We start from the raw sequence: 21242 nt of genomic DNA, 5'->3' as shown, positions 1-21242 counted from the left end.
TGGATGCGCCGTGTCGATCATTTTGCAATCCACCGTCGGCGGCTTCTCCGCCCAGTTCATGCGCAAGCTGCCGCTGGTCGAGCAGGCGATGCGGGACCACGGGCTCGATCCCGCGGAGTTCGTGATCTCCAAGGACTACGCCTCGACCGCGACGATCCCGATCATGGGTCCGTTCTTCTTTAACTACAGCGTGTACTTCGGCGACGAGACATTCACCGTCACCGAGCCGAACGACATGGTGTTCCTGGACTACTTCTTCAAACGCGTGCTCGCAGCGGACGAGCCGCCGGAATTGCCGCAGCGGCCGGGTTTGATCCGGCGGCTGTTCGGCTGGATGGCGCAGCCGGTATAGCCCCTCCCGTCATTCCGGGGCGCGCCCCGGAATGACACGCGAGCTACTCCCCCCATGTCCTCGCCAGCGTCGCGAGCCAGCAGCCTTCGCAATAGCGCGCGTCCTTGTAGTCGATCCAATTGTGCGCATAGACGCGGTCGAGCGGGATGTCGTAGCGCGCACGCAGCACCTTTACGAGGATCTTCCACGCCGCGACCTGGGCCTCGGTCGGACCGGCCGCAACATCGGGATAGTTGCCGGCGAACTCGACGCCGATCGAATTGTCGCGCACCACCTGGCGATAGGTCGGTCTGTTGTCGATGTACTTGTTGTCGTTGCGGTTGGCGCCGTCGCCATGGGTCGGCACCAGGTTTTCCGCGACCGCCCAATAGACCGTGCCGTCGGTCTCGACCCAGACCGTAACGCCGCGCCGCGTCGGGTTCTTCGACTGCTCGGCCGCGCCGCCGCGGGCCGAGCCCGCCGGTCCCTCGGTCTGGTGCACGATGATGTTGCGCCAGGAATGGGCGCTGCGGACGTCGCCCCACGGCGCCAGCCAGACGATCTTCAGGCCGGGAATGTCGGGCGTGCCGGAGGCGCGTGCGAGCTTTGCGAGTTCGGCGTCGGTTGCGGCGGCGGGTGCGATCAGGAGGGCGGCGAGAATGGCCGCGAGCAGGCGAGACATCATCATTAAAGGTCCAATGCGGACCCGAGCCTAGCACGCTATCAGGCGAAATGGTGCGCGGCCTCGCCCGTCCCGTTCAGCTCGGGCGAGAGCGGCGGTGCCGGATCGTAGACAGCAAAATCGTTCTTGCCGTTCTTCTTGGCGGCATAGAGCGCGTGATCGGCATGCGCGATCAGGCGGTCCGGGAATTGGCCGATGCCGGGATCCCATTGCGCCGCGCCGATCGAGATCGCGATCGGGATGTCGTTGCCGTTGCAGGCCGCAGCGTCCCGACGGCAGACCTCGAGCACACGGCGGGCGATTGCGGCCGCCTCGCGCAAGGAAGAGGACGGCAGCACGACGCAGAACTCGTCACCGCCGGTGCGGGCGAGCATGTCGCCGGGCCGCAGCCGCGTCTGCGCCATCAGGGTGAAGTGCTGGAGGCAGGCATCGCCCGCGGCATGGCCATGGGTGTCGTTGATGGTCTTGAAGCCGTCGAGATCGATCACCAGCAGCGAGAACGGCTCGCCGCTGCGCTCCGAACGGGCGCATTCCTCGGACAGGCGCTGCAACAGATGGCGCCGGTTGGCGACGCCGGTGAGGTCGTCGAGCAGCGCGAGGTCGGCGACCTCGCCACGCAGCCGGTCCATCGCCATCAGGAGGAAGCCGAAATTGAGCGTCATCGACAGGAACAGAAGCCCCAGCACCATGACGGCATGGGTCTGACCGCCGGCGACCGCCGAGAAATCGTGGCCGAGCAGATTGCCCACCGCACGGGCAAGGAAGATCGCAATGATGGTGATGATGACGATGCCGGCCAGACGGGCGCCAGGATTGACGTGCCCTTCAGGCGGCAACAGCAACAGACGCAGCGACAGCACCAGCGGCAGGGCCTGGCCGATCGTGTAGCTGAGCATGCGCAGCTGCATGTGCTCGAAGCCGACCATGAAGAAGACGACACTGCCGATGCTGATGATCCCCGTCGCAGCCATAACGCGCCAGGAGACCGGCCGGTCGAAGAAGCGCTGAATGCCCATGGCGGCAAAGCAGCTCGCCGCAATGATACCGGTGGCCCCGATGAGAAGCGGCACGGGAGAGGCGACGAACAGACGGATCAGCGCCGCCATCGCGCCGGCCGCGCCGACGAAGGCCGATGCCATCCAGAACCGTGCGGCCGCGAATTTCGGATAGGAACGCGTCACGTAGGCCCAGATCAGGCCGAGCGCCAGGAAGTTGACGACGAAGACCGTCCAGAGTGTCGGTACGTTCAGCATGGCGCGTGCGGCAAGCGCAGCGCCCCGCCCCCCATTACTGGTAGCCGTCCGTCCATAACCCATCCCCGTTTTCTTGCGGGGAACAATGCGCGGGTTGCACTTAACGGAGTCTCACTGCGATCCTTCAAAGCGCGCCTTTGGTTTTGGATTCGTGAACGGCGGGCGGATTGTCGGATCGTTAGGCATGTCGCCATCGGCCTCGTGCGGTCGTATCGCGATCCGCCGCGGAGCGGATTCGCGGGCAAAAATCACCCGAAAACGCATCTGAGCTGTGGATAACGTGATGACACAGATATGACGGCGCGGGGCAGAGACCTGCGAATCTGCTGAGTTTGTCGTCGAGGATGTTGCGAGGCTGGCCCTCCGCCGAGCATCCCTCGTGTCGCGTTCCACCATTAACCCTTGAGAGGATACTATGGCTAAGAAAGCGAAGAAGGCGAAGAAGGCGACAAAGAAGAAGGCCAAGAAGGCCGCGAAGAAGAAGTAGCCAGCATGTTCTTTGCCCGGGTGGAGCTCGCTCCGCCCGGGCGTCGGGTAAGGCTAAGAGAGTTTGAAGATGGCGGGCGCGAGGCCCGCTTTTTTATTGGCTGGAGAAGCTACCGCTCGGCAAACGCGAGCTTGGCGCCGAGTGCGGCAAATCCCGCCGCAAAGCTGCGGCGCAGCCAGGTCATCACCGCTGGGCGGGAGATGACGCGCTCGCGCACGGATGCGGCGCAGAGGCCGTAGACGACGAACACCGCAAACGTCATCGCCATGAAGGCGCCGCTCAATTCCAGCATTCGCGCCAGCACATGGGCCTCGTCCGCCGCGATGAACTGCGGCAGGAAGGCGAGGAAGAAGATCGACAGTTTTGGATTGAGGATGTTGATCAGGAAGCCGGTGACGATGACCCGGCCGCTCGACCGCTCCTTGATCTCGCCCTCCACCGCCAGCGCACCCCGCTCACGCAGCGCCTGCCAGGACATGTAAAGCAGATAGAGAACGCCGCACCATTTCAGCGCGGCGAAGGCGAGCGCGCTGGTGTGGAGCACGGCGGCAAGTCCCAGCATGGCGGCAACCATGTGCGGCACGATCCCGAGCGTGCAGCCGAAGGCGGCAGCCAGGCTGGCGCGGGAGCCGCGCGTCAATGCCGCGGCCAGCGTGTAAAGCACGCCGGTGCCGGGCGAGGCGACGACGATCAGCGAGGTGAGCAGGAAGGACCAGGTCATGAGCAGACCCTACCACCCCGCCTCACGGCAAGAAAGCGGCGCCCCCGGGATCAGCCGTCAGGATGACGGGGTGCGAACAGGCCAGCCCTACAGACAAGGCAATTCCAACACCGTCACCCTGAAGTGCTCGCCTCTTCGGCGAGCCTCGAAGGGTGATGGCCCGGCTGCATCTCGGCCGTTCATCCGAGGCTCGCCACACGACGCTTTGCGCCGCGCGGCTTGCACCTCAGGATGACGAGGTGAGAACTGGCCAGCCCTACAAACAAAGCGGTTCTGCCCCGGTCAGACCACCTGCGCGATCTCGGCCTCGCGCAGCACGTCGAGCGGCGCCCAGGGCTTGGCCCAGAATTTGGCGCCGTCGGGCAAGGGTTGGTTCAAGGGGCGGCCGGAGGTGACGACGACGTCGAGCTTGGGATTGCGTCCCTTGGCGACATGGGCGAGCTCGACGCCGTTCATGCGGCCGGCAAGCTGCACGTCGGTCACCATCAGGCAGAGCGCGCCTGCGCTCTTCTCGAGCACGCGCTCGGCCGCTTCGGCGCTCTCGCACTGGATGACCTGATAGCCGCTCTCTTCCAGCAGGAGACTGAGCATTTCCCTCTGCATGGGGTCGTCTTCAACGACGAGTGCCGTTGCAGGAAATGGTCTCGATTGTCCCATCGGCGACTCCCAATGCTGCCTGTCTTCGTCCAAGTAACTTACGTTAAGGAGCCAACTCGAATACGGTTCGGTTCCATTCTGAAAAAATGTAAATCATAGTTCCAAAATCGGAGCTTGAGGGGGGGATCCATGACTGCGATTCGCGGCGCCGCCGCCATCACGGGAGCTGCAAGCGGCATTGGCCGCGCACTCGCCATCGAACTCGCCCAGCGCGGCTGCGACCTTGCGCTCGCCGATCGCGACGAGGCCGGGCTGAAGGCGCTCGCCGCCGAGATCGGCGAAGGAAGCGAGAAGGCACGTAAGGTCACCGTGCATCGCGTCGACGTCAGCGAGCCCGGCGACATCGCGCAGTTCGCAAGCGAAGCAACAGCGGCGCATCCGTCGCTCGGCATCCTCGTCAACAATGCCGGCGTGGCGCTGCTGGGCACCTTCGAGGAGATCAACCAGGCGCAGATGGAGTGGCTGTTCGACATCAATTTCTGGGGCGTGGTGCACGGCACACGCGCCTTTCTGCCGCACCTGAAGACGATGGAAGCGGCGCATATCGTCAACGTCTCGTCGGTTTTCGGCATCATCGCCCCGCCGGGACAATCGGCCTATGCCGCGGCCAAATTCGCCGTGCGCGGTTTTTCCGAGAGCGTGCGGCACGAGCTCGCGGTCGCCGGAAGCCCGGTGAAGCTGTCGGTCGTGCATCCCGGCGGCGTCGCCACCGCGATCGCGCGGAGCTCGCGCACCGGGGTCGGCGTCACCGACAATGCCCGCCGCTCGCAAATGATCGAGCGGTTCGAGAACGCGGCAAAGACCACACCAAAGGACGCCGCTCTGCGCATCATCAAGGGCATCGAGAGGAACGAGCCCCGCATCCTGATCGGCAACGACGCCCGCTTCATGGACCTGCTGCAGCGCTTCCGCCCGGGGACGTACTGGGCGCCGTTGCAGCGGAGGCTGGAGAAGATGGCGAAGGGGAAGAAGTGAGTGTGATGCGACGCCGCCCTCCGCACCCACCGTTGTCGTCCTGGCGAAAGCCAGGACCCATAGCCACCGAACTCAGTTTGGCGAAGGCGGGCAGTTACTCAGCCAATGCAAGTGACTGAGAGCCGTCGTAACAATTACTCCCTGAGGTAATGGGTCCTGGCTTTCGCCAGGACGACGATGGGGAGTGCCCTCGCAGCCGTCTCCCACCCTCATTGCCCCGCCAGCCGATCGGCAAAATAGCCGATCGTCTTGCGATAGATCACCGCCCTGTTCCACTCCCGCATCGCCTCGAAATTGGCGGTGCCTTCGCCGTAGGGCTGGCCCATCTTGAAGCCGCTGGTGTGGAGCAGGTTCGCGGTCGAGGCGAGCACGTCGGGCACGCTGTGGCGCAGGTCGACGTGACCGTCGCCGTCGAAATCGACGCCGTACTTGATGTAGGACGACGGCAGGAACTGGGTTTGGCCGATCTCGCCGGCATAGGCGCCGATCAGGTCGCGCAGCGGCAGGTCGCCGCGCTGCACGATCTTGAGGGCGGCGAGCAGCTCGCCCTGGAACAGATCGGTGCGGCGGCAGTCATGCGCGAGCGTCGCCAGCGTGCGGATCACCGGCAGCTTGCCGATGTCGCCCTTGCCAAAATCGCTCTCCAGCCCCCAGATCGCAACCAGGATATAGCGGGGTACGCCGAACTGCTGCTCGATGCGCGAGAGCAGCGCGGCGTGACGCTGCAACAGCGCCTTGCCGCCATTGATGCGGCCCGGCCCGACGCGGGTCGAAACATACTGCTCAAAGCTCTTGTTGAAGGTGTAGCGCTGGCGCCGGTCGAAGGCGAGCACGGCGCCGTCCTGGGTGATGCCGCTGAACGCCGCACTGGTCACGCTCGCCGAGACGCCGGCTCCTTGCGCTTCCGAGGCCATGCCGGCGACGAAGCCGTTGAAGTCGCCGCCGCAGCGCGCGGCCTGGGCCGGGCCGCCGGCCAGACCAACGAAGCAAGCGGCGGCCAGAGCGTATCTCAGCATGTCGAGCGATCCCCCAAAATCCCAGTGCGAAGCAGCGCGCGATCATGCCCGGGAAAGCGGCAACCGTCAAAGCGGCGCGCTTGATCCGCATCAACGTGTCTCACGCCCCGCTTTCTAGATTGAGCGAAACACGAGAGCCTCCCAGGAGACTAGCCTATGACCGGAATTACCTTGACCGCCGAGCAGATCCGCAATGCGCCCGCCTTGGTGCGGCAATGGATCGAGCAGGAGGTGATCACCTCGCTCGGCCTTGCACCGCGGACGCCTGCGGCCGCGCCGCCGCAGGCCGCCCATCTCGTCGCCTGCAGCGTGGAGGACATGGCCGGCGTGCTTGAGCATGTCCGCGGCGTGTTTCCCGCCGTGAACGTGCTGTTCGAGCTCGGCCGTCCCGGCATAAGCATCGGCCAGCCCGCAGTGATGACGTTCCGCCTGATGGACATCCTGCATCACACCCGCCTGCAGGACGTCGGCCAGGTCATGACCTGCCTGGAGATGCTGAACCAGGCACTGACCGAGGTGAGGAAAGACCCATCGGTGCGGTTCTGCGGCTTCGACAATGAGGGCCATTGCCTGATCGCGCCGCAGACCCAGACCAGCATCGCAACGCTGTGGCAGACCATGATGGAACGCCAGCAGGCGGCGCAGGCGCCCGAGGCCGGCAGCCGGATTGCACCGGCGGCTTGAAACGGGCGGCGGCTTTCCGGACAATCGGCAAGGGAATGGGCCGCCGGTGAGAACCGGCGGTATGGTGCAGGCGACTAACGTCTGCGCCCCCTCCTCAACCGATAGAGAGTGCCGATGCCCGCGCCGCGAAACATCCCCGGATCGCTCGTCCTTGCCGCCCTGCTCTGCCTTCTCGCCGTCACCACCGCGACCGCGCAGACGCGCGATGTCGCCGGCAGCCGCGACTATCCCGGCATCGGCCGGTTCGCCGGCAGCGTCATCACCGGCTATGTGGTGAAGGATTTTGACGCCGCGCGGATGCAGGCGGCCGCCTTCAAGGACGGCCAGCCGACCGATGCGCGGCGGCTCGAGGGCCGCGTTGTCCGCATCGCCTATCGCACCAATCCTGGTCCCTCGATCCTGGAAGTGTCGCGCAATTTCGAGACGCAGCTCGCGAAAGCCGGCTTCGAGACCCTGCTCGCCTGCGACACCGACGCCTGCGGCGCCATTCCCTTCACGGAAAACATCGACACGCTGCCGATCCCGCAGATGTGGGTCGACGGCTTCAACTACCGCTACTTTGCCGGCCGCAAGAGCGAAGGCGGGCGCGAGACCTATGCCAGCGTCATCGTCAGTCAGAACAACCAGGATATCTATGCGCAGGTCACCGTCGCCGAGCTCGGCGCCATCGCGAACAAGATGGTCGATGCCGCCGCGATGGCGAAGGGCCTGGGCGAGACCGGCCACATCGCGCTCTACGGCATCTATTTCGACACCGACAAGGCCGTGCTGAAGCCGGAGAGCCGCCCGACGCTGGAGCAGATCGCAAAGCTCCTGACCAGCCAGCCGCAGCTCAACGTCTTCATCGTCGGCCACACCGACAGCCAGGGCGCCTACGAGTACAATCTCGACCTGTCGAAACGCCGCGCCGAAGCGGTCGCCGCCGAACTCGCGAAGAGCTTCCGCATCGCGCAGGCGAGACTGCGCACCGCCGGCGTCGGCCTGCTCGCGCCAGTCGGCTCGAACGCGACGGACGCCGGCCGCGCGCTGAACCGGCGGGTGGAGCTGGTGGCGCCGTAACGCCCAACGCTCGTCATTCCGGGGCGCCCGAAGGGCGAATCCGGAATCCATCACGCAGCAGAGTTGGCGGGTAAATAGATTCCGGGCTCGCGCTAACGCGCGCCCCGGAATGACGGATGAGAGAGTTACCGCTATAGTATCGATGCTCGCGCGGCGCCGTCAGTGGTGCGTTGAGCCAGCATGAGGCGAACCGCCATGCCCAACAATCAGCAACCTAAACCAACCCGCCCCGCCCTGCTGCGCATCCCGCTCTTCCGCCTGCTCGCCATCAACCTCGCGATCGGCGCCTGCGCCGCGGCGCTTCTCGTCGGCGGCCTGCTCTGGCTCAACCCCGGGCATCTGCGCGAGCTGATCCTCGCCGACCGCGCAGGCGGCGTTGCGCTTGTTCTGCTGCTCGCTTCGTTCCTCATCACCTTCGGTTCCGCCGCGATGGGCAGCGCGATCATGGCGCAGGGACGTAAGGAGGATGATAGCGGGCGCGGCGGCGGACACCAATCGCCGCTCGCCGTCCAGGAACTGGCGCAGCGCAGGCGCACGCATTGAGATGTGCACCGCGAAGATGGAACTCGTCCGCACCGGATCACATTGTCGGCACGCAGACGGGAACACGTGCAGCCCGACGCGCCTCGCTACAAGCGCGTAATTCTCGCTGCATCGCGAGAGCGGACAAGATGAACAAAGTGATTTTATAGTCCAAGCAATTGTTTCGGCGCGCATCGAAACCAGAGATCGCGATCGACGCATATCTGATGCGCTCACTGCGACACCAACGCTGCGGCGATTTATCTTGCCACGGCATGGCGCGAGTTATATTATTCTATCCTAGGTTGTCGCCCCGCCAGCCCCGGGCGACACTGAAGACCCAAAATAAACGGCGGGCTTTTCGGCCCGCCGTTTATTGAGGAAGGGCCGCAACGGACCTTACGAAGCGCCGGGCGCATCCATTTCTTGAAATCAGATTTCGCCGATCGATGGCACGGAGACCTCCGCAGGCCGCGGCTCCATGCTGACAACCCCCAAAGCCATTTGACTATGACGCCCTTATCGACGACAAGCCGCCATGGCCAAGAAACCCGGAACCAATCCCAAAGGCGAGTTTGCCTTCTTCAACGTCGTCTATGAGGACGGCTCCCAACGCTCCAACCGCCGCGTCCCCGCGGAATTGCTCGGGGGCCTCGAGGGCGACGAGCCCGCCCGCGGCTTCATCATGGAGCAGGACCGCGAGATCGCCGAAAAATCCGGCCGCCCGCCGCTGGCGATCAAGGAGATCGAGCGGGTGGGGGTGAAGAAGAAGTAGGACTTCGAGCGCGACACGCGACGCGTCAGCACAAACGAAAAACGGCGGGCTTTCGGCCCGCCGTTTTCGTCTGGATGCCCGGGTCAGGCCCGGGCATGAGAATCCGAATTAGTTATCCAGGAAGCTCCGCAGCTTCCGGCTCCTCGACGGATGCTTCAGCTTGCGCAGCGCCTTGGCCTCGATCTGGCGAATACGCTCGCGGGTCACCGAGAACTGCTGGCCGACTTCTTCCAGCGTGTGGTCGGTGTTCATGCCGATGCCGAAGCGCATGCGCAGCACGCGCTCTTCGCGCGGAGTGAGCGAGGCGAGCACGCGCGTGGTGGTCTCGCGCAGGTTCGACTGGATCGCGGCGTCGATCGGCAAGATCGCGTTCTTGTCCTCGATGAAATCGCCGAGATGCGAATCCTCCTCGTCACCGACGGGGGTTTCGAGCGACAACGGCTCCTTGGCGATCTTGAGGACCTTGCGGACCTTCTCCAAGGGCATGCCGAGCTTCTCGGCGAGCTCTTCAGGGGTCGGCTCGCGGCCGATCTCGTTGAGCATCTGGCGGCTCGTGCGCACGATCTTGTTGATCGTCTCGATCATGTGCACGGGGATGCGGATGGTGCGCGCCTGGTCGGCGATCGAGCGGGTGATCGCCTGCCGGATCCACCACGTGGCGTAGGTCGAGAACTTGTAGCCGCGGCGATACTCGAACTTGTCGACGGCCTTCATCAGGCCGATGTTGCCTTCCTGGATCAGGTCGAGGAACTGCAGGCCGCGGTTGGTGTACTTCTTCGCGATCGAGATCACGAGACGGAGGTTGGCTTCCACCATCTCCTTCTTGGCCTGGCGGGCTTCGCGCTCGCCCTTCTGCACGGAGTGCACGATCTTGCGGAACTCGACGATCTCCAGGCCGGTGAGCGCAGCGAGCTGATGCACCTCGTGGCGGAGGTCCTTGATGCGGTCCTTCTCGTGGTGGACGAAGTTCTTCCAGCCCTTGGCCGACAGCTTCGAGACGCGGTTGAGCCAGCGCGGATCGAGCTCCGAGCCGGTGTAGTTGCGCAGGAAATCCTCGCGCGCGACGCCGTGGCTGTCGGCGAGACGCATCAGGCGGCCCTCATGCGAGACGAGGCGCTTGTTGATGTCGTAGAGCTGCTCGACGAGACTGTCGATACGCGCCTGGTTGAGGCGCAGCGACTTCACCTCGACGATGATCTCGTCCTTGAGCTTGCGGTACTTGCGCTCCTGGTGCGGCGAGAGCGAGGGCCCATGCGAGGTGCTCTCGAGCTGGTTCTGGATGTCCTGCTCCTGAAGCTTGCGCAGCTTCTTGTAGCTCTCGGCGATCTTGTCGAAGATCTCGACGACCTTGGGCTTGAGCTCGGCCTCGATCGCGGCAAGCGACATCTGGTTCTCGAACTCGTCGTCCTCGTCCATGTCGGCTTCGGCGGCGGCCTCGCCTGGATCCTTCTCGGCCTCGGCGCCGTTGCCGGCGGCAGGCGCGGCGCGGAACGGGGTCGGCGCCGGCGGCGCGGCGGGCGGGGCGACATGCGCGGGCGCAGCCCCGGTCACTGCAACCGCTTCGCCGCCCTCGGCCGTGGCTTCGCCGTTCTCACCGGTGGGGCCGCCGATCATTGCGGTGTTCATGCCGCCCTTGGCTTCGGGGCCGGCATAGGTCGCTTCGAGATCGATGATGTCGCGGAGGAAGATCTTGCCTTCGTTGAGCTCGTCGCGCCAGATGATGATGGCCTGGAAGCTCAGCGGGCTTTCGCACAGCCCTGCGATCATCGCCTCGCGGCCGGCCTCGATGCGCTTGGCGATCGCGATTTCGCCTTCGCGGGAGAGCAGCTCGACGGTGCCCATCTCGCGCAGATACATGCGCACGGGATCGTCGGTGCGCTCGCCCGGCTCGCTCTTCTTGACCTCGGTGACGGCCTTCTGGGTGACCTCGACGAGCTCGTTGTCGGTCTCGTCCTCGCCGCCCTCGTCCTTGTCTTCCTCGCCTTCGCTATCGTCGGCTTCGGTGACGTTGATGCCCATGTCCGAGAGCATGGACATGATGTCCTCGATCTGCTCGGGCGAGGTCTGGTCGGACGGCAACACTTCATTGAGCTGATCGAAGGTCACGAAGCCGCGCTTCTTGGCCTGCTTGATCATCTTCTTCACGGCCGCGTCGGACAGATCGAGCAACGGCGAGGGCGCGTCCTGGGAATCCTTCTCGGGAGCATCCGCTGCCTTGTCGTCTTTTTCCTTGTCCTTCGCCTGCAGCGTCTTTGCCTTGGTGGCCATCCATTGCTCCTAAACGCGTTTCACACAGACGTTCGCCGCGCCTGCCTGAAATCACTTGAACCTGTTGCTCGACGCTCTCGCTTCGTCAGCTCTCGACACGGAAAGGGCGGCGCGCACATCTCTCGCCACCCCCAACTTTCTCTCGCCGGATTTGCCTAACGCTTCGTGAGCCTCTTTGTCGCAGCGGATGCAGGTGTAGTGCCAACAGTTCTCGCGCGGATTCATTCCTGACGCGTCTGTTCTGCCTGCGGCCGCCTCTGGGCCAAAGTGCTACAAGACCGTTAAGCCTCGATTAACCCTGTTTTTGCCGCCAAACCATGGATTTGGCGAGTCTTTTAGCGGTTCCGGCCCCGGCCGTCCGCATGATTCTTTCATCACACGCTCTTCTGGAACCGGCCCGACAGCTCGCCAAAACCCTCGATCAGGGCCTCGGTGCCGTCGACTTCGCCTATCCGAGCCTTGACGTCACGCAGCCACGCCAAATTGGCCTCGCTGGGGTCCTCCCCCAAGGCCAGCTCGGCGTCCTTCAGCTCTCTAAGTAGTGAATGCCATTGCCGATGCAAGGCAACCAGCTGATGCCAAGTGGAGAGAACGTCGTCCCGTGCCGCGCCTTCCCGCGCGCCCCACACCGCCGCGGTCGTGATGCCATTCTCAACCCTTTGAAGAAGCTGAGAAAATCCTCCCTTTTCGATGTCGGCCCGCATCTTCTCGGCCAGCTCGCCAGGGTCCGGCGAGTGGTGATGGTCGTTGGCGAAAGCGGCGATAATGCCGGCGCGGAGCTTGTGGGCCTCCGGATGGGCGAATTCCAGGGCGGCCACCTCCTCGAGGTGCTCATGCAGCAGCCAGGGGTGGTTGATCAGGCATTGCAGGATCAGGGCCTCCCTGCGGGAGATGACGCTGCGCTGGCCCTTCATGATCGGGCTCGTCGCGAGCTGGGGGCTCGCCGCCTGGTAAGGGCCGGAGGGTAGCGGGGTGGGGCCGGGCGCGCCGCGGAACCCCTGGCCGCCGAATCGATTCGCCTGCCCGCCGCTCCGCGGCTGGAACGGGCGGCCGCCCTGACCGGGGCGGAAATTGCCACGGCCGGCAAAGCCGCCGCGGCCGCTCTCGGGCGCAAACGTACGCTGAAGCCGCTCGGCAAGGTCCTGGCGATAATAGCGCCGCACCACCTCGTCGCGAATGCCGCCCGCGAGCTCCTTGATGCGCGCCTCCAGTGCAGCGCGCCGCTCGGGCGTTGCAAAATTGCCGCCTTCGAGCTCGCGCGACCAGAGCATGTCGGCGAGCGGACGCGCCGCCGCGATCACCTCTTCCATCGCGCCACGCCCACCGGAGCGGACGAGATCGTCGGGGTCCTGCCCTTCCGGCAGCAGCGCAAAGCGCAGGCTCTTTCCGGGACTGAGGAATGGCAACGCGAGGTCCGCAGCACGATAGGCCGCCTTCTGCCCGGCCCTGTCGCCGTCGAAGCAGAGGATCGGCTCGTCCGCCATCTTCCAGAGCAGCGCGAGCTGGTTTTCGGTGAGCGCGGTGCCGAGCGGCGCCACGCTGCCTGCAAAGCCCGCGGTGACCATCGCGATGACGTCGACATAGCCTTCGACCACGATCAGCGTGCTGCCGTCATGCGTGGCTTTGCGCGCGGTCTGGTGGTTGTAGAGATTGTCGCCCTTGTGGAAGAGCGGCGTCTCCGGCGAGTTCAGATATTTGGCCGGAACGTCCTTCTCCAGCGCGCGTCCGCCGAAGGCGATGACGCGGCCGCGCAGATCGGTGATCGGAAACATCACGCGATCGCGGAAACGGTCATAGGGCACGGGAATATCGTCGCCGCCGATCAGCAGGCCGGTCTCGACCATGTCGTCGACGGAGACGCCGAGCTTGCCGAGATGCTCCTTCAGCGCGAAGCGATCGGGCGAGGCATAGCCGAGGCGGAACTGCAATTGCGTCGCCGGCGAGATGGCGCGATCGGCGAGATAGCCGCGCGCCTTGGCGCCGACGCGCGAAGCCAGCGTTTCGGCGAAATACTTTGCCGCGAGATCCATGACGTCATGCAGCGAGCGGCGCCGCTGCTCCTGGCGCGCCGCATCGGGCGTCACCGCCGGCAGCGGCAGGCCCGCCATGCTCGCAAGCCGCTCGACCGCCTCTGCGAACGGCAGGCCGTCGGTCTCCATCACGAAGGTGATGATGTCGCCGTGCTTGCCGGAGGAGAAGTCGTGGTAAAAACCCTTCTGGTCGTTGACGTAGAAGGACGGCGTCTTCTCCTGCTGGAACGGCGACAGCCCCTTCCACTCCCGTCCGGCCTTCTTCAGCTTGACGCGCTTGCCTACGACTTCGGAAACCGAAAGTCGGGCACGCAGCTCGTCGAGGAATTGGGGCGTGAAGCGCATGGGGGTGTGTCTAGCGCGAAACCGTGTGAGTCGGGCGAAGGATCAGGGATATAGGTGCGGCCCGCCCAAAAGTCAGGTTTGTCAGGCTTATCCGGGTTATTCGACCTATGCACAGGCGCCGTCATCCCGAGGCGCCCATCCCGTCCCCCCCCCCGCGCAATGGCGAAGCCATTGTCGCTGGAGGCGCTCGCCTCTTCGGCGAGCCTCGAAGGGCGACGGAACAGGTGGCCGGGAATGACGCGAAAAGCTTGAACCTAACCCGGTTCCACGCTTCCATATCCCTATGTTCAGGACCTTTCGAGGCGGCCACAGCGGGGGCTGGCGCATTACCTCGATTTCGCCGGTGACGGGCGAGCCCCTGCCCTTCATGCCGGCGCTGTCGGTCACCGACAGCGAGGCGGTCTCGTTGCCGCTGGTGCCCTCGCGCAATGCTTGGCGGCTTGCCGGCGTGCCCAGCAGCTTGCGCTACACCGAGCGCGCCGAGAAGCAGCAGCTCGTGGCCGTGCAGGCCGGGCTCGGCCGGCTCGAGGCAACCAGCGCGGCGCTGATCCCGATCCGCAAGTCGCAGGCCTGGTGGGAGCTGACGCAGGAAGAGCGCCGCAGGATTTTCGAGGACAGATCGCACCACATCGCCAGCAGCCTGCGCTTCCTGCCCGCCATCGCGCGGCAGCTCTATCACTGCCGCGACCTCGGCGGCCCCTTCGACTTCCTGACTTGGTTCGAGTTCGCCCCCGCGCACGCCTCGCTGTTCGAGGAGCTGGTGGCGATGCTCAGGCGCACCGAGGAATGGACTTACGTCGAACGCGAAGTGGACGTGCGCGTGGTCAAGGAAGTGCTGTCGGCCTAAAGCGCGAAGAGATCGCGCTTTAGGTTATTTTTTTTGAGCATGATCTTGTCGGAAAACCGCTACGCACTTTTCCGGATCATGCTCTAGTGCTCCAGGAAGCGCCCCGACTCGATGCGGGGCAGATCGGCGACGGGCCAGTTGTAGACATAGGTCCAGGCCTTGCCGGCGGTGCCGTCCGGCAGCGTCACGTCGATCAGCTTGCGCAGATATTCGGTCGGCTCCGGAAACCCCTCGCCGCAGGCCTCGTACATGTCGAGCTCGCGCAGCAGCTCGTCGGGCACGCGCATGTGGAACAGCTCGCCATGGACAAGGTCGGACGGCGCATCCGACAGCAGCAAGCCCGGATAATGCTTGATGAGAAAGAGCCGGCCGCGGCAGGTCGCTTTACCCAGAAATTCCGCGTGGCCGGCAAGCAGCCGCGCCATCGGATGGTCGAAGCCACGCGTCAGGGTGCCATAGACGAAGAGACGATCGGAGGTCATGGGGTGTCTATAACTGTGAATTTTGCGGAACGACAGCGTTGCACATTCGATGTCGTCCTGGCGAAAGCCAGGACCCATTACCCCAGGGAGCCGTTTGGCGAAGACTCGTCGTTCGGTACGACTACCGTTCGCAATCGATAGATTCCGCGGTATGGGTCCTGGCTTTCGCCAGGACGACGTTGGAGAGGCGTTGTGCCCGCCTTGCCGCGTAGGCGATCTCGAAGCCGACTCCGATGTCCATCTACAAGACCTCTGCCTCCATCTCCTGGTCGTCCGAAACCACCTTGATGTTCACGTCCATGGCTTCGAAGGCATCCCCGGAGCCGATATAGACGCCGTGCAGCGGGATCGCCTGGCGCGGATCGCGGGCGACCGCGACCCGGATCAGGTCGCGGGTGCCGACGATGCCGTTGGTCGGATCGAACTCGATCCAGCCCGCGCTCGGCAAATAGACCTGCACCCAGGCGTGCGTCGAACCGCCGCCGACGTGCCGCTGCTCGATATCCTCCGGCACGAAGATGTAGCCGGAGACGAATCGCGCGGCGATGCCGAGCTGGCGCAGCGCCTCAATCATGAACAGCGCATAGTCCCGACAAGTTCCTGTGCCCGACTGCAAAGTGTCGAGCGGATGCTGCGTGCCCAACTCGTGGCGCTTGCGGTATTTGAACTGCTTGCGGATGCCGTGCGTCATGCCGCTCAAGATCTTGAAGGTCGGCGTCGGCGCGTCCTCGTCGAGGAAGCCGCGCGCCCACTCCGCGATCTCGCCGTCGGGATCGGTGTATTGCGGCGTGATGTACTGGACGAGATCGGGGAATTCCTCGTCGTCGTAGACGAAGGGATAGAAATAGGCCGGATCGTCCGGCGTCAGCGCGAACTCCTCCACCGGATTGTGCTCGACGGTGACATGCCAGTCGAAGATCAGCGCGTCCGCGCGCTCGTCGAAATTGGCGATCGCGACCGAATTGCCGAACACGTCGTGGATCCAGTGCAGCGACATCGGCTCGGGCGAGATTTCGAGCCTGGAGTCGAGCACGCGCAGATCGTGCCCGTCGCGCGGACGGAGCATGATCCGGTGTTCGCCGAACGCCACGGGGCGGTTATAGCGATATTCGGTCTTGTGATGAATCGTGAGCAGCGGCATCGTGAGGCGATCATGGTGACTTTGGGCGGATCAATCTATAGCGATTCTGCCCGATTCTTGGGGTGACTGCATTTTCCATAGGCAATCAGGATGGCTTTAGACACAGCCGACGCGACCGATCAACTGCTCGGCGAGGGTGACATTCCGCCAGTGCATGAGGTGAATGCGGCGGGGGCATCGCCCTTTCTGCTCACCGCGGATCACTACGGGCGGGTGCTGCCGCGCGCGCTCGGCGATCTCGGCGTCGCCGAGAACGAGCTGACGCGGCACATCGCCTGGGACATCGGCATTGCCGGCGTCGCCGAGCGGCTGGCAGAAATGCTGGATGCGCACCTGATTGCGCAGCGCTATTCGCGGCTCGTGATCGACTGCAACCGCCCGCCGGGCGCCGTGAGCTCGATTCCCGTGCTGTCCGAGGCAACGGCAATCCCGCGCAATGAGGGCATCTCCGCGGGCGAGCGCGCGGCAAGGCGGCGCGAGATTTTCGAGCCCTATCATCATCGCATCGATGCCACGATCGGCCGCCGCCTGCACGACAAGCGGCCGACGGTGCTGGTGTCGCTGCACAGCTTCACGTCGGTCTATGCCGGTGATGAGCGGCCCTGGCATATCGGCGCGCTCTACAACCGCGACACGGTGCTGCCGCAGCTCCTGATCAAACATCTACGCGCCGAGAGCGATCTCGTCGTCGGCGACAACGAGCCCTATGCGGTCAACGACCTCACCGACTACACCATCCCCGTGCATGGCGAAGCCCGCGGCCTCGTCAACACCGGCATCGAGATCCGCCAGGATCTGATCGCGGACCAGTCCGGCCAGCAGCAATGGGCCGAGCGGCTGGCAAGGATCTTTGCGGAGATCGAGCTGGAGTTGCGCGCGGAGAGGGTGGCATAGCCAGCCAGGCCGGCGCTGCGGTCAGCCGCCACGCGTTGCCACGAACACCGCGAGCGCGGCAAAGATCGCGGCGATGCCCCACAGCACGTAGGCGATGCGGCCGTCGCCGCGGGCGTCGAGCGTGGCCTCGGCCGGGTTGTCGGGGTTGACGCGGACCTCGACGGTCGCGCCGTCCTGATAGCGTGACATCAGCTTTCGCAGCATCTCGTCAGACGCCGACGGCGTTCCTGCCGCGACGCGCGCGCATTCATTGGTGTAGCTGACGTTCTGATAGAGGTAGGTGTAGGTCACGCGCTTGCCGAACATCTCGGTGCCGCGGCGCTCGCCCGGCTCGCTCGCCTGGTGATATTCCTCGATTCCCGACAGCTTGATCGTGCCCGGCACGGTCGGCCACCGCGTCGCCATCGAGGCCTGCCGCTGCACGGCCCACGCCATCAGCGCGATGACGAGGCCGAACGCACCGAAGGCGACGACCAGGCCCGCGAGATCGGGCCGTGCGACGTGATGGGCGAGATATTGGTAACTCTGGTTGAGACCGAAGGCCGAGCCGAACACGATGGCGAGCACGATCACCGTGCCGATGCCGAGACAGCCCCACAGGCCTTTGGGCAGATCGCGCTCCAGCACGGCCTGATCGGGATGGCGCGAATTGTAGTAGACGGTGACGATGCTGCCGGCGGGATATTTCGCGAGCTTCTCGGCGACCTGGAAATTGCCGAGGTCTTCGCCGATCGAAATGCGGTTGCAGCGCAGCTTGCGGCCGCCGACCGAATATTCGTAGGTCACGTTGGCGAAGTTGCGGTTCTCCATCCGATAGCCGTCTTCGCGCTCGTCGTCTGACACCCTGACCTCGCGCACCTCGGCAACTGATGTAACCACCTTGCCGGGTGCCTGCGGCCAGCTCCGCGCCTCGCGCGCCTGCCAGGTCTTCACGACGGCGGCAATCAGGATCAGCGCGAGCGGCGCAAGCAGCATCGCGTAAACGAGCGGGGGCAGAGCAGGCACGGCAAAATCCTTCGTCAGCGGCAATGCCCGATTGGACGCATTGCCGCCGCGAAGGGTTCAAACCAAACCGGCCTCTGGAAGGTTATTTCGCCCTGGTCAGCGCCAGCCAGATGCCGCCGCCGATCATGAAGCCGCCGGAGATGCGCGACATCATCCGCGTGCGGCGGGCCGAGAAGAATTTTCGCGCGCGGCCGGCTGCAATCGCGTAGAGTGCGTCCGTCATCGCCGCGGTGACCATGAAAGTTGCGCCGAGCAGTGCGACTTGCGGGAAGTGGTCGCGGTTCATGTCCATGAACTGCGGGATGAAGGCACCGAAGAACACCAGCACCTTCGGGTTCGATAGCAACACCAGGAAACCTTGCAGGAAGAACCCGCCGCGCGGCGGCGGAGGCGGCTGGTCGACATTGACGCCCTCGACCGGCGCCCAGATCAGCTTGATGCCGAGCCAGACCAGGTAGGCGGCGCCGGCAAAGCGCACCCAGTCGAACCAGTAGCCCATGGTCGCCATCAGCGACGTCAGGCCGATCGCAACGATGCCGATGACGATGGCGAGCCCGGCCTGCGCGCCAAGGACATTGGTCAACGCCGCACGCGTGCCGTGACGCAGGCCGTTGGCGATGACGAGGGTGACGATAGGACCCGGCAGCAGCGCCAGCGCAATGCAGGCGGCGACAAAGGCGAGATAGGCTTGCATGGACATCAGGGAGGGACTCGGCTGAAAGCGGTTGAAGGCATTAATGCACGGGAAGAACGGGAACGGAAGACAGATGAGCGCAGTGTGCCCGCCCAACCACCGGTGTCATACCCCGCGGAGGCGGGGTATCCAGTACGCCGCGGCTTCTCGGTATCCCACGAGCGCCTCGGAATACTGGATCACCCGCTTTCGCGGGTGATGACAGCGGAGAACGTGGCGCGGGTCGCGCCCCCTCACCGCCCATCCAATGCAGCAGCCATCCATTGCTTCATCTCCTCCGTTTCCAGAAGCACGAGCGCGGCGCGCTGCGCGGCATTCGCCTCGCCCGCGCCTTGCGCCACCGCGACGAGCAGATCGCAGCGGCGCGACAGCGCGAGGCCGGCGGCGGCATGGCGCGCGCCGTCGGGCATGTCGAGATCGTAGTGCCTGATGCGGCCCTGCATGGCGGCGACGCTCACGGCCTCGCCCGGCGCGACCGGCGTGAAGCGTGGACTGATCAGGTCGATATCGGTGACACGATCGACCTCGTCGTCATCGGCAACGCCGGTGTCGCAATTGCAGAAGCCGCGCTTGGCGCGGACGTAGAGCTCGACGCCATCGCAGCCGCCCGCCGTACAACGGAACGCGCGGCCGGCGGGCCAGCCGTCGCGGGGAAACGGCCAGCTCATCTCCTGCCAATGCCCGGCGCGGTCCGTCGCATGGACACGCAGACCGGGCAGCGCGCCGAGGGCGATCAAGGCCATCAGCATCCTCGCCCCGCGCCGCATCGTCAGCTCTTCGGCGGGCCGGCGACGGCGCGCGCGGGACCGGTCAGTTCGAGGATATGCAGGCCGGTGTTGGCGCGGTCGACGATGTAGATGTAGCCGCGATCATCCGTCTCCACATTGTTGGTCTGGATCGCGACCTTGCAGCGTTCGCCGCCTTCGATCGGGATGCAGCGCTTGTCGGTCGCGCTCGTGATCGACGGAATGAAATAGCCGACCTCCTTGGGGTGATAGGGGTCGCGGATGTCGAGCGCGCGCACGCCGGCATTGAAGAAGGCGATGAAAGCCAGCTTCTTGTAGTAGACCGGCGCCATGCTCTCGTTCGAGGAGTGCGAGCCGAAGCGGCCGCCGCGCTGGCAGAACTGTCCGCTCGCCTCCGGCACGGTATAGCTCGAGATCATCATCGGCCGCGTCTCGGTGGTGACGTCCGCGAACCACACCATCTGCCGCGCCTCGCCGCATTCGTTGAGGATCGCCTCGTCCACGATCATCACGATGTCGCGGGTCCTGCCGTCCTTGTCCTCGGAAAATTCCGCAACGGGCATGTCGAGCATCGGGAACGTCGTGTGCGCGCCGTTGAAGGCGGACATCGGCATCCGCGCAATCTCGGGATAGCGCAGATTGTCCGGCGTCGGCTCCTTCGGCCCGTTCAGGAGCTTGTCACGATCGACGATCTGAAGGATGCCGCCCTTGTTGGTGCCGTACCCGAAAAAGACGCGATTGCCTTGGGGCCCGGTCGAGATCGGCCCGTGCAGTTCGGTCGGTACCGCGCCGGTGGCGCCGGGCTCCTGACCGGGCAGGCCGAAGTCGCGGATCTTCTGCGGATGCGCGGGATCGGAGAGGTCATAGACCTGCGTCATGCGCCGCGTGCGCCAGTCCGGCGCGCCCGAAACGAGAAAGGCGATACCGGTGTCGCATTCCCACCAGCTCTTGTGCGTGTCCTTCAAGCCGCCAATGCGCGCGATCAGCACAGGGCTGGCGGGATCGGCGACGTTCCAGATCTCATGCGCCTCGCTGCCGAAGGTGCGCAGCATGTACACCGCATTCGGATCGCCCTTCGGCAACGACTTGCCGTCGCAGACCCGCACCATCTGCGCGCCGCCGGATTCATATTTGCCTTCCTGCCCCGGCAGGTGACGCAGATATTTGGGATGCGCGGGATCGGTGACGTCGACGATCGAGGTTCCGTTCGGCTCCGCCTGTCCCGTCATCGGATTGACGGGAGCGGGCACGTCGTCGGTGCCGCCGTGATGGCCGATATAGGCGATCCAGCGCTCGCCCTGATGATGGATGGTCGGCTGATAGGCGCTGCGCGCCTGGAGGTCGTTGGTCCCGACCAGCTTCATGTTGGAAGCTTCCGGCGGCGCGCCGATCGTCTGCTTCTGCGCGTAGGCCGGTGTGCCGCAAGCGAAGAAGACGAGGCCCGCGGCAGTTAAGACGCAACGGAACATGAATCCTCCCGGAACCAATCTGCGTTGGCTGAGCTGAAAGGCTAGCACAGCCGACTGCAGGCGCCCAGAACACGATTTCGCGGCCAGTCATTCCGGGGCGCACGAAGTGCGAACCCGGAATCTCGAGATTCCGGGTTCGACGCTGATGCGTCCCCCGGA

Annotated in this window: 21 protein-coding genes; 8 read left to right on the top strand and 13 right to left on the bottom strand. The window is 64.8% G+C overall.

Annotated elements, in window-relative coordinates:
- Positions 1-10: 10 nt before the first annotated feature.
- Positions 11-352, top strand: coding sequence for a hypothetical protein (locus AB5K84_RS09050; protein WP_011090073.1), 342 nt, complete (start codon positions 11-13; stop codon positions 350-352).
- A gap of 43 nt (positions 353-395) precedes the next feature.
- Here AB5K84_RS09050 and AB5K84_RS09045 read toward each other — a convergent pair whose 3' ends face one another.
- The 4 genes from AB5K84_RS09045 to AB5K84_RS09030 all read right to left on the bottom strand — a co-directional run bounded on the left by AB5K84_RS09045 (position 396) and on the right by AB5K84_RS09030 (position 4131).
- Positions 396-1019: a peptidoglycan recognition protein family protein gene (locus tag AB5K84_RS09045; protein WP_038965437.1), complete on the bottom strand. Its 624-nt coding sequence runs from the start codon at positions 1017-1019 to the stop codon at positions 396-398.
- A gap of 35 nt (positions 1020-1054) precedes the next feature.
- Positions 1055-2266 carry a GGDEF domain-containing protein gene (locus AB5K84_RS09040; protein WP_038965436.1) on the bottom strand — a complete coding sequence of 404 codons (1212 nt, stop codon included), beginning with the start codon at positions 2264-2266 and terminating at the stop codon, positions 1055-1057.
- A gap of 596 nt (positions 2267-2862) precedes the next feature.
- Complete coding sequence (locus tag AB5K84_RS09035) at positions 2863-3474, bottom strand: LysE family translocator (protein WP_011090076.1); 612 nt, start codon at positions 3472-3474, stop codon at positions 2863-2865.
- A 282-nt stretch (positions 3475-3756) separates the two neighbouring features.
- Complete coding sequence (locus tag AB5K84_RS09030; protein WP_011090077.1) at positions 3757-4131, bottom strand: response regulator; 375 nt, start codon at positions 4129-4131, stop codon at positions 3757-3759.
- A 129-nt stretch (positions 4132-4260) separates the two neighbouring features.
- Here AB5K84_RS09030 and AB5K84_RS09025 point away from each other — a divergent pair, with 129 nt between their 5' ends.
- Positions 4261-5106 (top strand): SDR family NAD(P)-dependent oxidoreductase, encoded by an 846-nt coding sequence (locus tag AB5K84_RS09025; RefSeq protein WP_011090078.1) that lies wholly within the window; start codon positions 4261-4263, stop codon positions 5104-5106.
- A 209-nt stretch (positions 5107-5315) separates the two neighbouring features.
- Here the strand turns inward: AB5K84_RS09025 and AB5K84_RS09020 are convergent, their stop codons facing one another.
- Positions 5316-6122, bottom strand: a complete 807-nt coding sequence (locus AB5K84_RS09020; protein ID WP_011090079.1) for a lytic murein transglycosylase — start codon at positions 6120-6122, stop codon at positions 5316-5318.
- A gap of 156 nt (positions 6123-6278) precedes the next feature.
- On the opposite strand from AB5K84_RS09020, the gene AB5K84_RS09015 reads away from it, so the two are divergent.
- From AB5K84_RS09015 to AB5K84_RS09000, 4 genes are all read left to right on the top strand, one after another.
- The gene (locus AB5K84_RS09015; protein WP_011090080.1) at positions 6279-6806 is read left to right on the top strand and encodes a hypothetical protein; all 528 of its coding nucleotides are present in this window, start codon (positions 6279-6281) and stop codon (positions 6804-6806) included.
- Between the two features lie 114 nt (positions 6807-6920).
- A complete protein-coding gene (locus AB5K84_RS09010; RefSeq protein ID WP_038965435.1) occupies positions 6921-7865 on the top strand; it encodes an OmpA family protein in 945 nt (314 codons plus the stop codon).
- A gap of 195 nt (positions 7866-8060) precedes the next feature.
- Positions 8061-8408 (top strand): hypothetical protein, encoded by a 348-nt coding sequence (locus tag AB5K84_RS09005; protein WP_028172863.1) that lies wholly within the window; start codon positions 8061-8063, stop codon positions 8406-8408.
- 517 nt (positions 8409-8925) lie between these two features.
- Positions 8926-9162, top strand: coding sequence for a hypothetical protein (locus AB5K84_RS09000; protein ID WP_011090083.1), 237 nt, complete (start codon positions 8926-8928; stop codon positions 9160-9162).
- A gap of 108 nt (positions 9163-9270) precedes the next feature.
- Here the strand turns inward: AB5K84_RS09000 and rpoD are convergent, their stop codons facing one another.
- Both rpoD and dnaG read right to left on the bottom strand, forming a co-directional pair.
- Positions 9271-11430, bottom strand: coding sequence for an RNA polymerase sigma factor RpoD (rpoD, locus tag AB5K84_RS08995; RefSeq protein WP_011090084.1), 2160 nt, complete (start codon positions 11428-11430; stop codon positions 9271-9273).
- Positions 11431-11804: 374 nt separating this feature from the next.
- A complete protein-coding gene (gene dnaG, locus AB5K84_RS08990; protein WP_011090085.1) occupies positions 11805-13805 on the bottom strand; it encodes a DNA primase in 2001 nt (666 codons plus the stop codon).
- A 283-nt stretch (positions 13806-14088) separates the two neighbouring features.
- Between dnaG and AB5K84_RS08985 the strand changes: the two genes are divergently transcribed.
- Positions 14089-14652, top strand: a complete 564-nt coding sequence (locus tag AB5K84_RS08985; RefSeq protein WP_011090086.1) for a chlorite dismutase family protein — start codon at positions 14089-14091, stop codon at positions 14650-14652.
- 83 nt (positions 14653-14735) lie between these two features.
- On the opposite strand, the gene AB5K84_RS08980 is transcribed toward AB5K84_RS08985, so the two are convergent.
- Together AB5K84_RS08980 and AB5K84_RS08975 are read right to left on the bottom strand one after the other, a co-directional pair.
- Positions 14736-15134 carry a gamma-glutamylcyclotransferase family protein gene (locus AB5K84_RS08980; RefSeq protein WP_011090087.1) on the bottom strand — a complete coding sequence of 133 codons (399 nt, stop codon included), beginning with the start codon at positions 15132-15134 and terminating at the stop codon, positions 14736-14738.
- Positions 15135-15375: 241 nt separating this feature from the next.
- Entirely contained in the window at positions 15376-16275 is a 900-nt protein-coding gene (locus AB5K84_RS08975) for a transglutaminase family protein (RefSeq protein WP_038965426.1), read from the bottom strand.
- A 90-nt stretch (positions 16276-16365) separates the two neighbouring features.
- Here AB5K84_RS08975 and AB5K84_RS08970 point away from each other — a divergent pair, with 90 nt between their 5' ends.
- Positions 16366-17169, top strand: coding sequence for an N-formylglutamate amidohydrolase (locus AB5K84_RS08970; protein ID WP_011090089.1), 804 nt, complete (start codon positions 16366-16368; stop codon positions 17167-17169).
- 21 nt (positions 17170-17190) lie between these two features.
- Here the strand turns inward: AB5K84_RS08970 and AB5K84_RS08965 are convergent, their stop codons facing one another.
- The 4 genes from AB5K84_RS08965 to AB5K84_RS08950 form a co-directional block, all read right to left on the bottom strand.
- Positions 17191-18174, bottom strand: a complete 984-nt coding sequence (locus AB5K84_RS08965; RefSeq protein WP_011090090.1) for a DUF3592 domain-containing protein — start codon at positions 18172-18174, stop codon at positions 17191-17193.
- A gap of 82 nt (positions 18175-18256) precedes the next feature.
- On the bottom strand, positions 18257-18874 hold the full coding sequence (locus AB5K84_RS08960) for a LysE family translocator (RefSeq protein ID WP_011090091.1): 618 nt from the start codon (positions 18872-18874) through the stop codon (positions 18257-18259).
- Positions 18875-19101: 227 nt separating this feature from the next.
- On the bottom strand, positions 19102-19611 hold the full coding sequence (locus tag AB5K84_RS08955; RefSeq protein ID WP_231166630.1) for a hypothetical protein: 510 nt from the start codon (positions 19609-19611) through the stop codon (positions 19102-19104).
- 26 nt (positions 19612-19637) lie between these two features.
- Positions 19638-21083, bottom strand: a complete 1446-nt coding sequence (locus AB5K84_RS08950; RefSeq protein WP_063921548.1) for an LVIVD repeat-containing protein — start codon at positions 21081-21083, stop codon at positions 19638-19640.
- Positions 21084-21242 lie beyond the last annotated feature (159 nt).

It is taken from the genome of Bradyrhizobium sp. 1200_D9_N1_1, assembly GCF_052075915.1.
GTDB lineage: Bacteria > Pseudomonadota > Alphaproteobacteria > Rhizobiales > Xanthobacteraceae > Bradyrhizobium > Bradyrhizobium diazoefficiens.
Note: the sequence above shows the minus strand (reverse complement) of the source record. Positions and strands in the feature narration are given on the sequence as shown.

What these genes read in the sequence shown, in the direction of transcription:
- dnaG (WP_011090085.1), bottom strand. Translation starts at nt 13,805, where the DNA reads ATGCGCTTCACGCCCCAATTCCTCGACGAGCTGCGTGCCCGACTTTCG.
- AB5K84_RS09010 (WP_038965435.1), top strand. Translation starts at nt 6,921, where the DNA reads ATGCCCGCGCCGCGAAACATCCCCGGATCGCTCGTCCTTGCCGCCCTG.
- AB5K84_RS09015 (WP_011090080.1), top strand. Translation starts at nt 6,279, where the DNA reads ATGACCGGAATTACCTTGACCGCCGAGCAGATCCGCAATGCGCCCGCC.
- AB5K84_RS09030 (WP_011090077.1), bottom strand. Translation starts at nt 4,131, where the DNA reads ATGGGACAATCGAGACCATTTCCTGCAACGGCACTCGTCGTTGAAGAC.
- AB5K84_RS09000 (WP_011090083.1), top strand. Translation starts at nt 8,926, where the DNA reads ATGGCCAAGAAACCCGGAACCAATCCCAAAGGCGAGTTTGCCTTCTTC.
- rpoD (WP_011090084.1), bottom strand. Translation starts at nt 11,430, where the DNA reads ATGGCCACCAAGGCAAAGACGCTGCAGGCGAAGGACAAGGAAAAAGAC.
- AB5K84_RS08955 (WP_231166630.1), bottom strand. Translation starts at nt 19,611, where the DNA reads ATGGCCTTGATCGCCCTCGGCGCGCTGCCCGGTCTGCGTGTCCATGCG.
- AB5K84_RS09045 (WP_038965437.1), bottom strand. Translation starts at nt 1,019, where the DNA reads ATGATGATGTCTCGCCTGCTCGCGGCCATTCTCGCCGCCCTCCTGATC.
- AB5K84_RS08950 (WP_063921548.1), bottom strand. Translation starts at nt 21,083, where the DNA reads ATGTTCCGTTGCGTCTTAACTGCCGCGGGCCTCGTCTTCTTCGCTTGC.
- AB5K84_RS09020 (WP_011090079.1), bottom strand. Translation starts at nt 6,122, where the DNA reads ATGCTGAGATACGCTCTGGCCGCCGCTTGCTTCGTTGGTCTGGCCGGC.
- AB5K84_RS09005 (WP_028172863.1), top strand. Translation starts at nt 8,061, where the DNA reads ATGCCCAACAATCAGCAACCTAAACCAACCCGCCCCGCCCTGCTGCGC.
- AB5K84_RS09035 (WP_011090076.1), bottom strand. Translation starts at nt 3,474, where the DNA reads ATGACCTGGTCCTTCCTGCTCACCTCGCTGATCGTCGTCGCCTCGCCC.
- AB5K84_RS09040 (WP_038965436.1), bottom strand. Translation starts at nt 2,266, where the DNA reads ATGCTGAACGTACCGACACTCTGGACGGTCTTCGTCGTCAACTTCCTG.
- AB5K84_RS08960 (WP_011090091.1), bottom strand. Translation starts at nt 18,874, where the DNA reads ATGTCCATGCAAGCCTATCTCGCCTTTGTCGCCGCCTGCATTGCGCTG.
- AB5K84_RS08985 (WP_011090086.1), top strand. Translation starts at nt 14,089, where the DNA reads ATGTTCAGGACCTTTCGAGGCGGCCACAGCGGGGGCTGGCGCATTACC.
- AB5K84_RS08975 (WP_038965426.1), bottom strand. Translation starts at nt 16,275, where the DNA reads ATGCCGCTGCTCACGATTCATCACAAGACCGAATATCGCTATAACCGC.
- AB5K84_RS08970 (WP_011090089.1), top strand. Translation starts at nt 16,366, where the DNA reads ATGGCTTTAGACACAGCCGACGCGACCGATCAACTGCTCGGCGAGGGT.
- AB5K84_RS09025 (WP_011090078.1), top strand. Translation starts at nt 4,261, where the DNA reads ATGACTGCGATTCGCGGCGCCGCCGCCATCACGGGAGCTGCAAGCGGC.
- AB5K84_RS08980 (WP_011090087.1), bottom strand. Translation starts at nt 15,134, where the DNA reads ATGACCTCCGATCGTCTCTTCGTCTATGGCACCCTGACGCGTGGCTTC.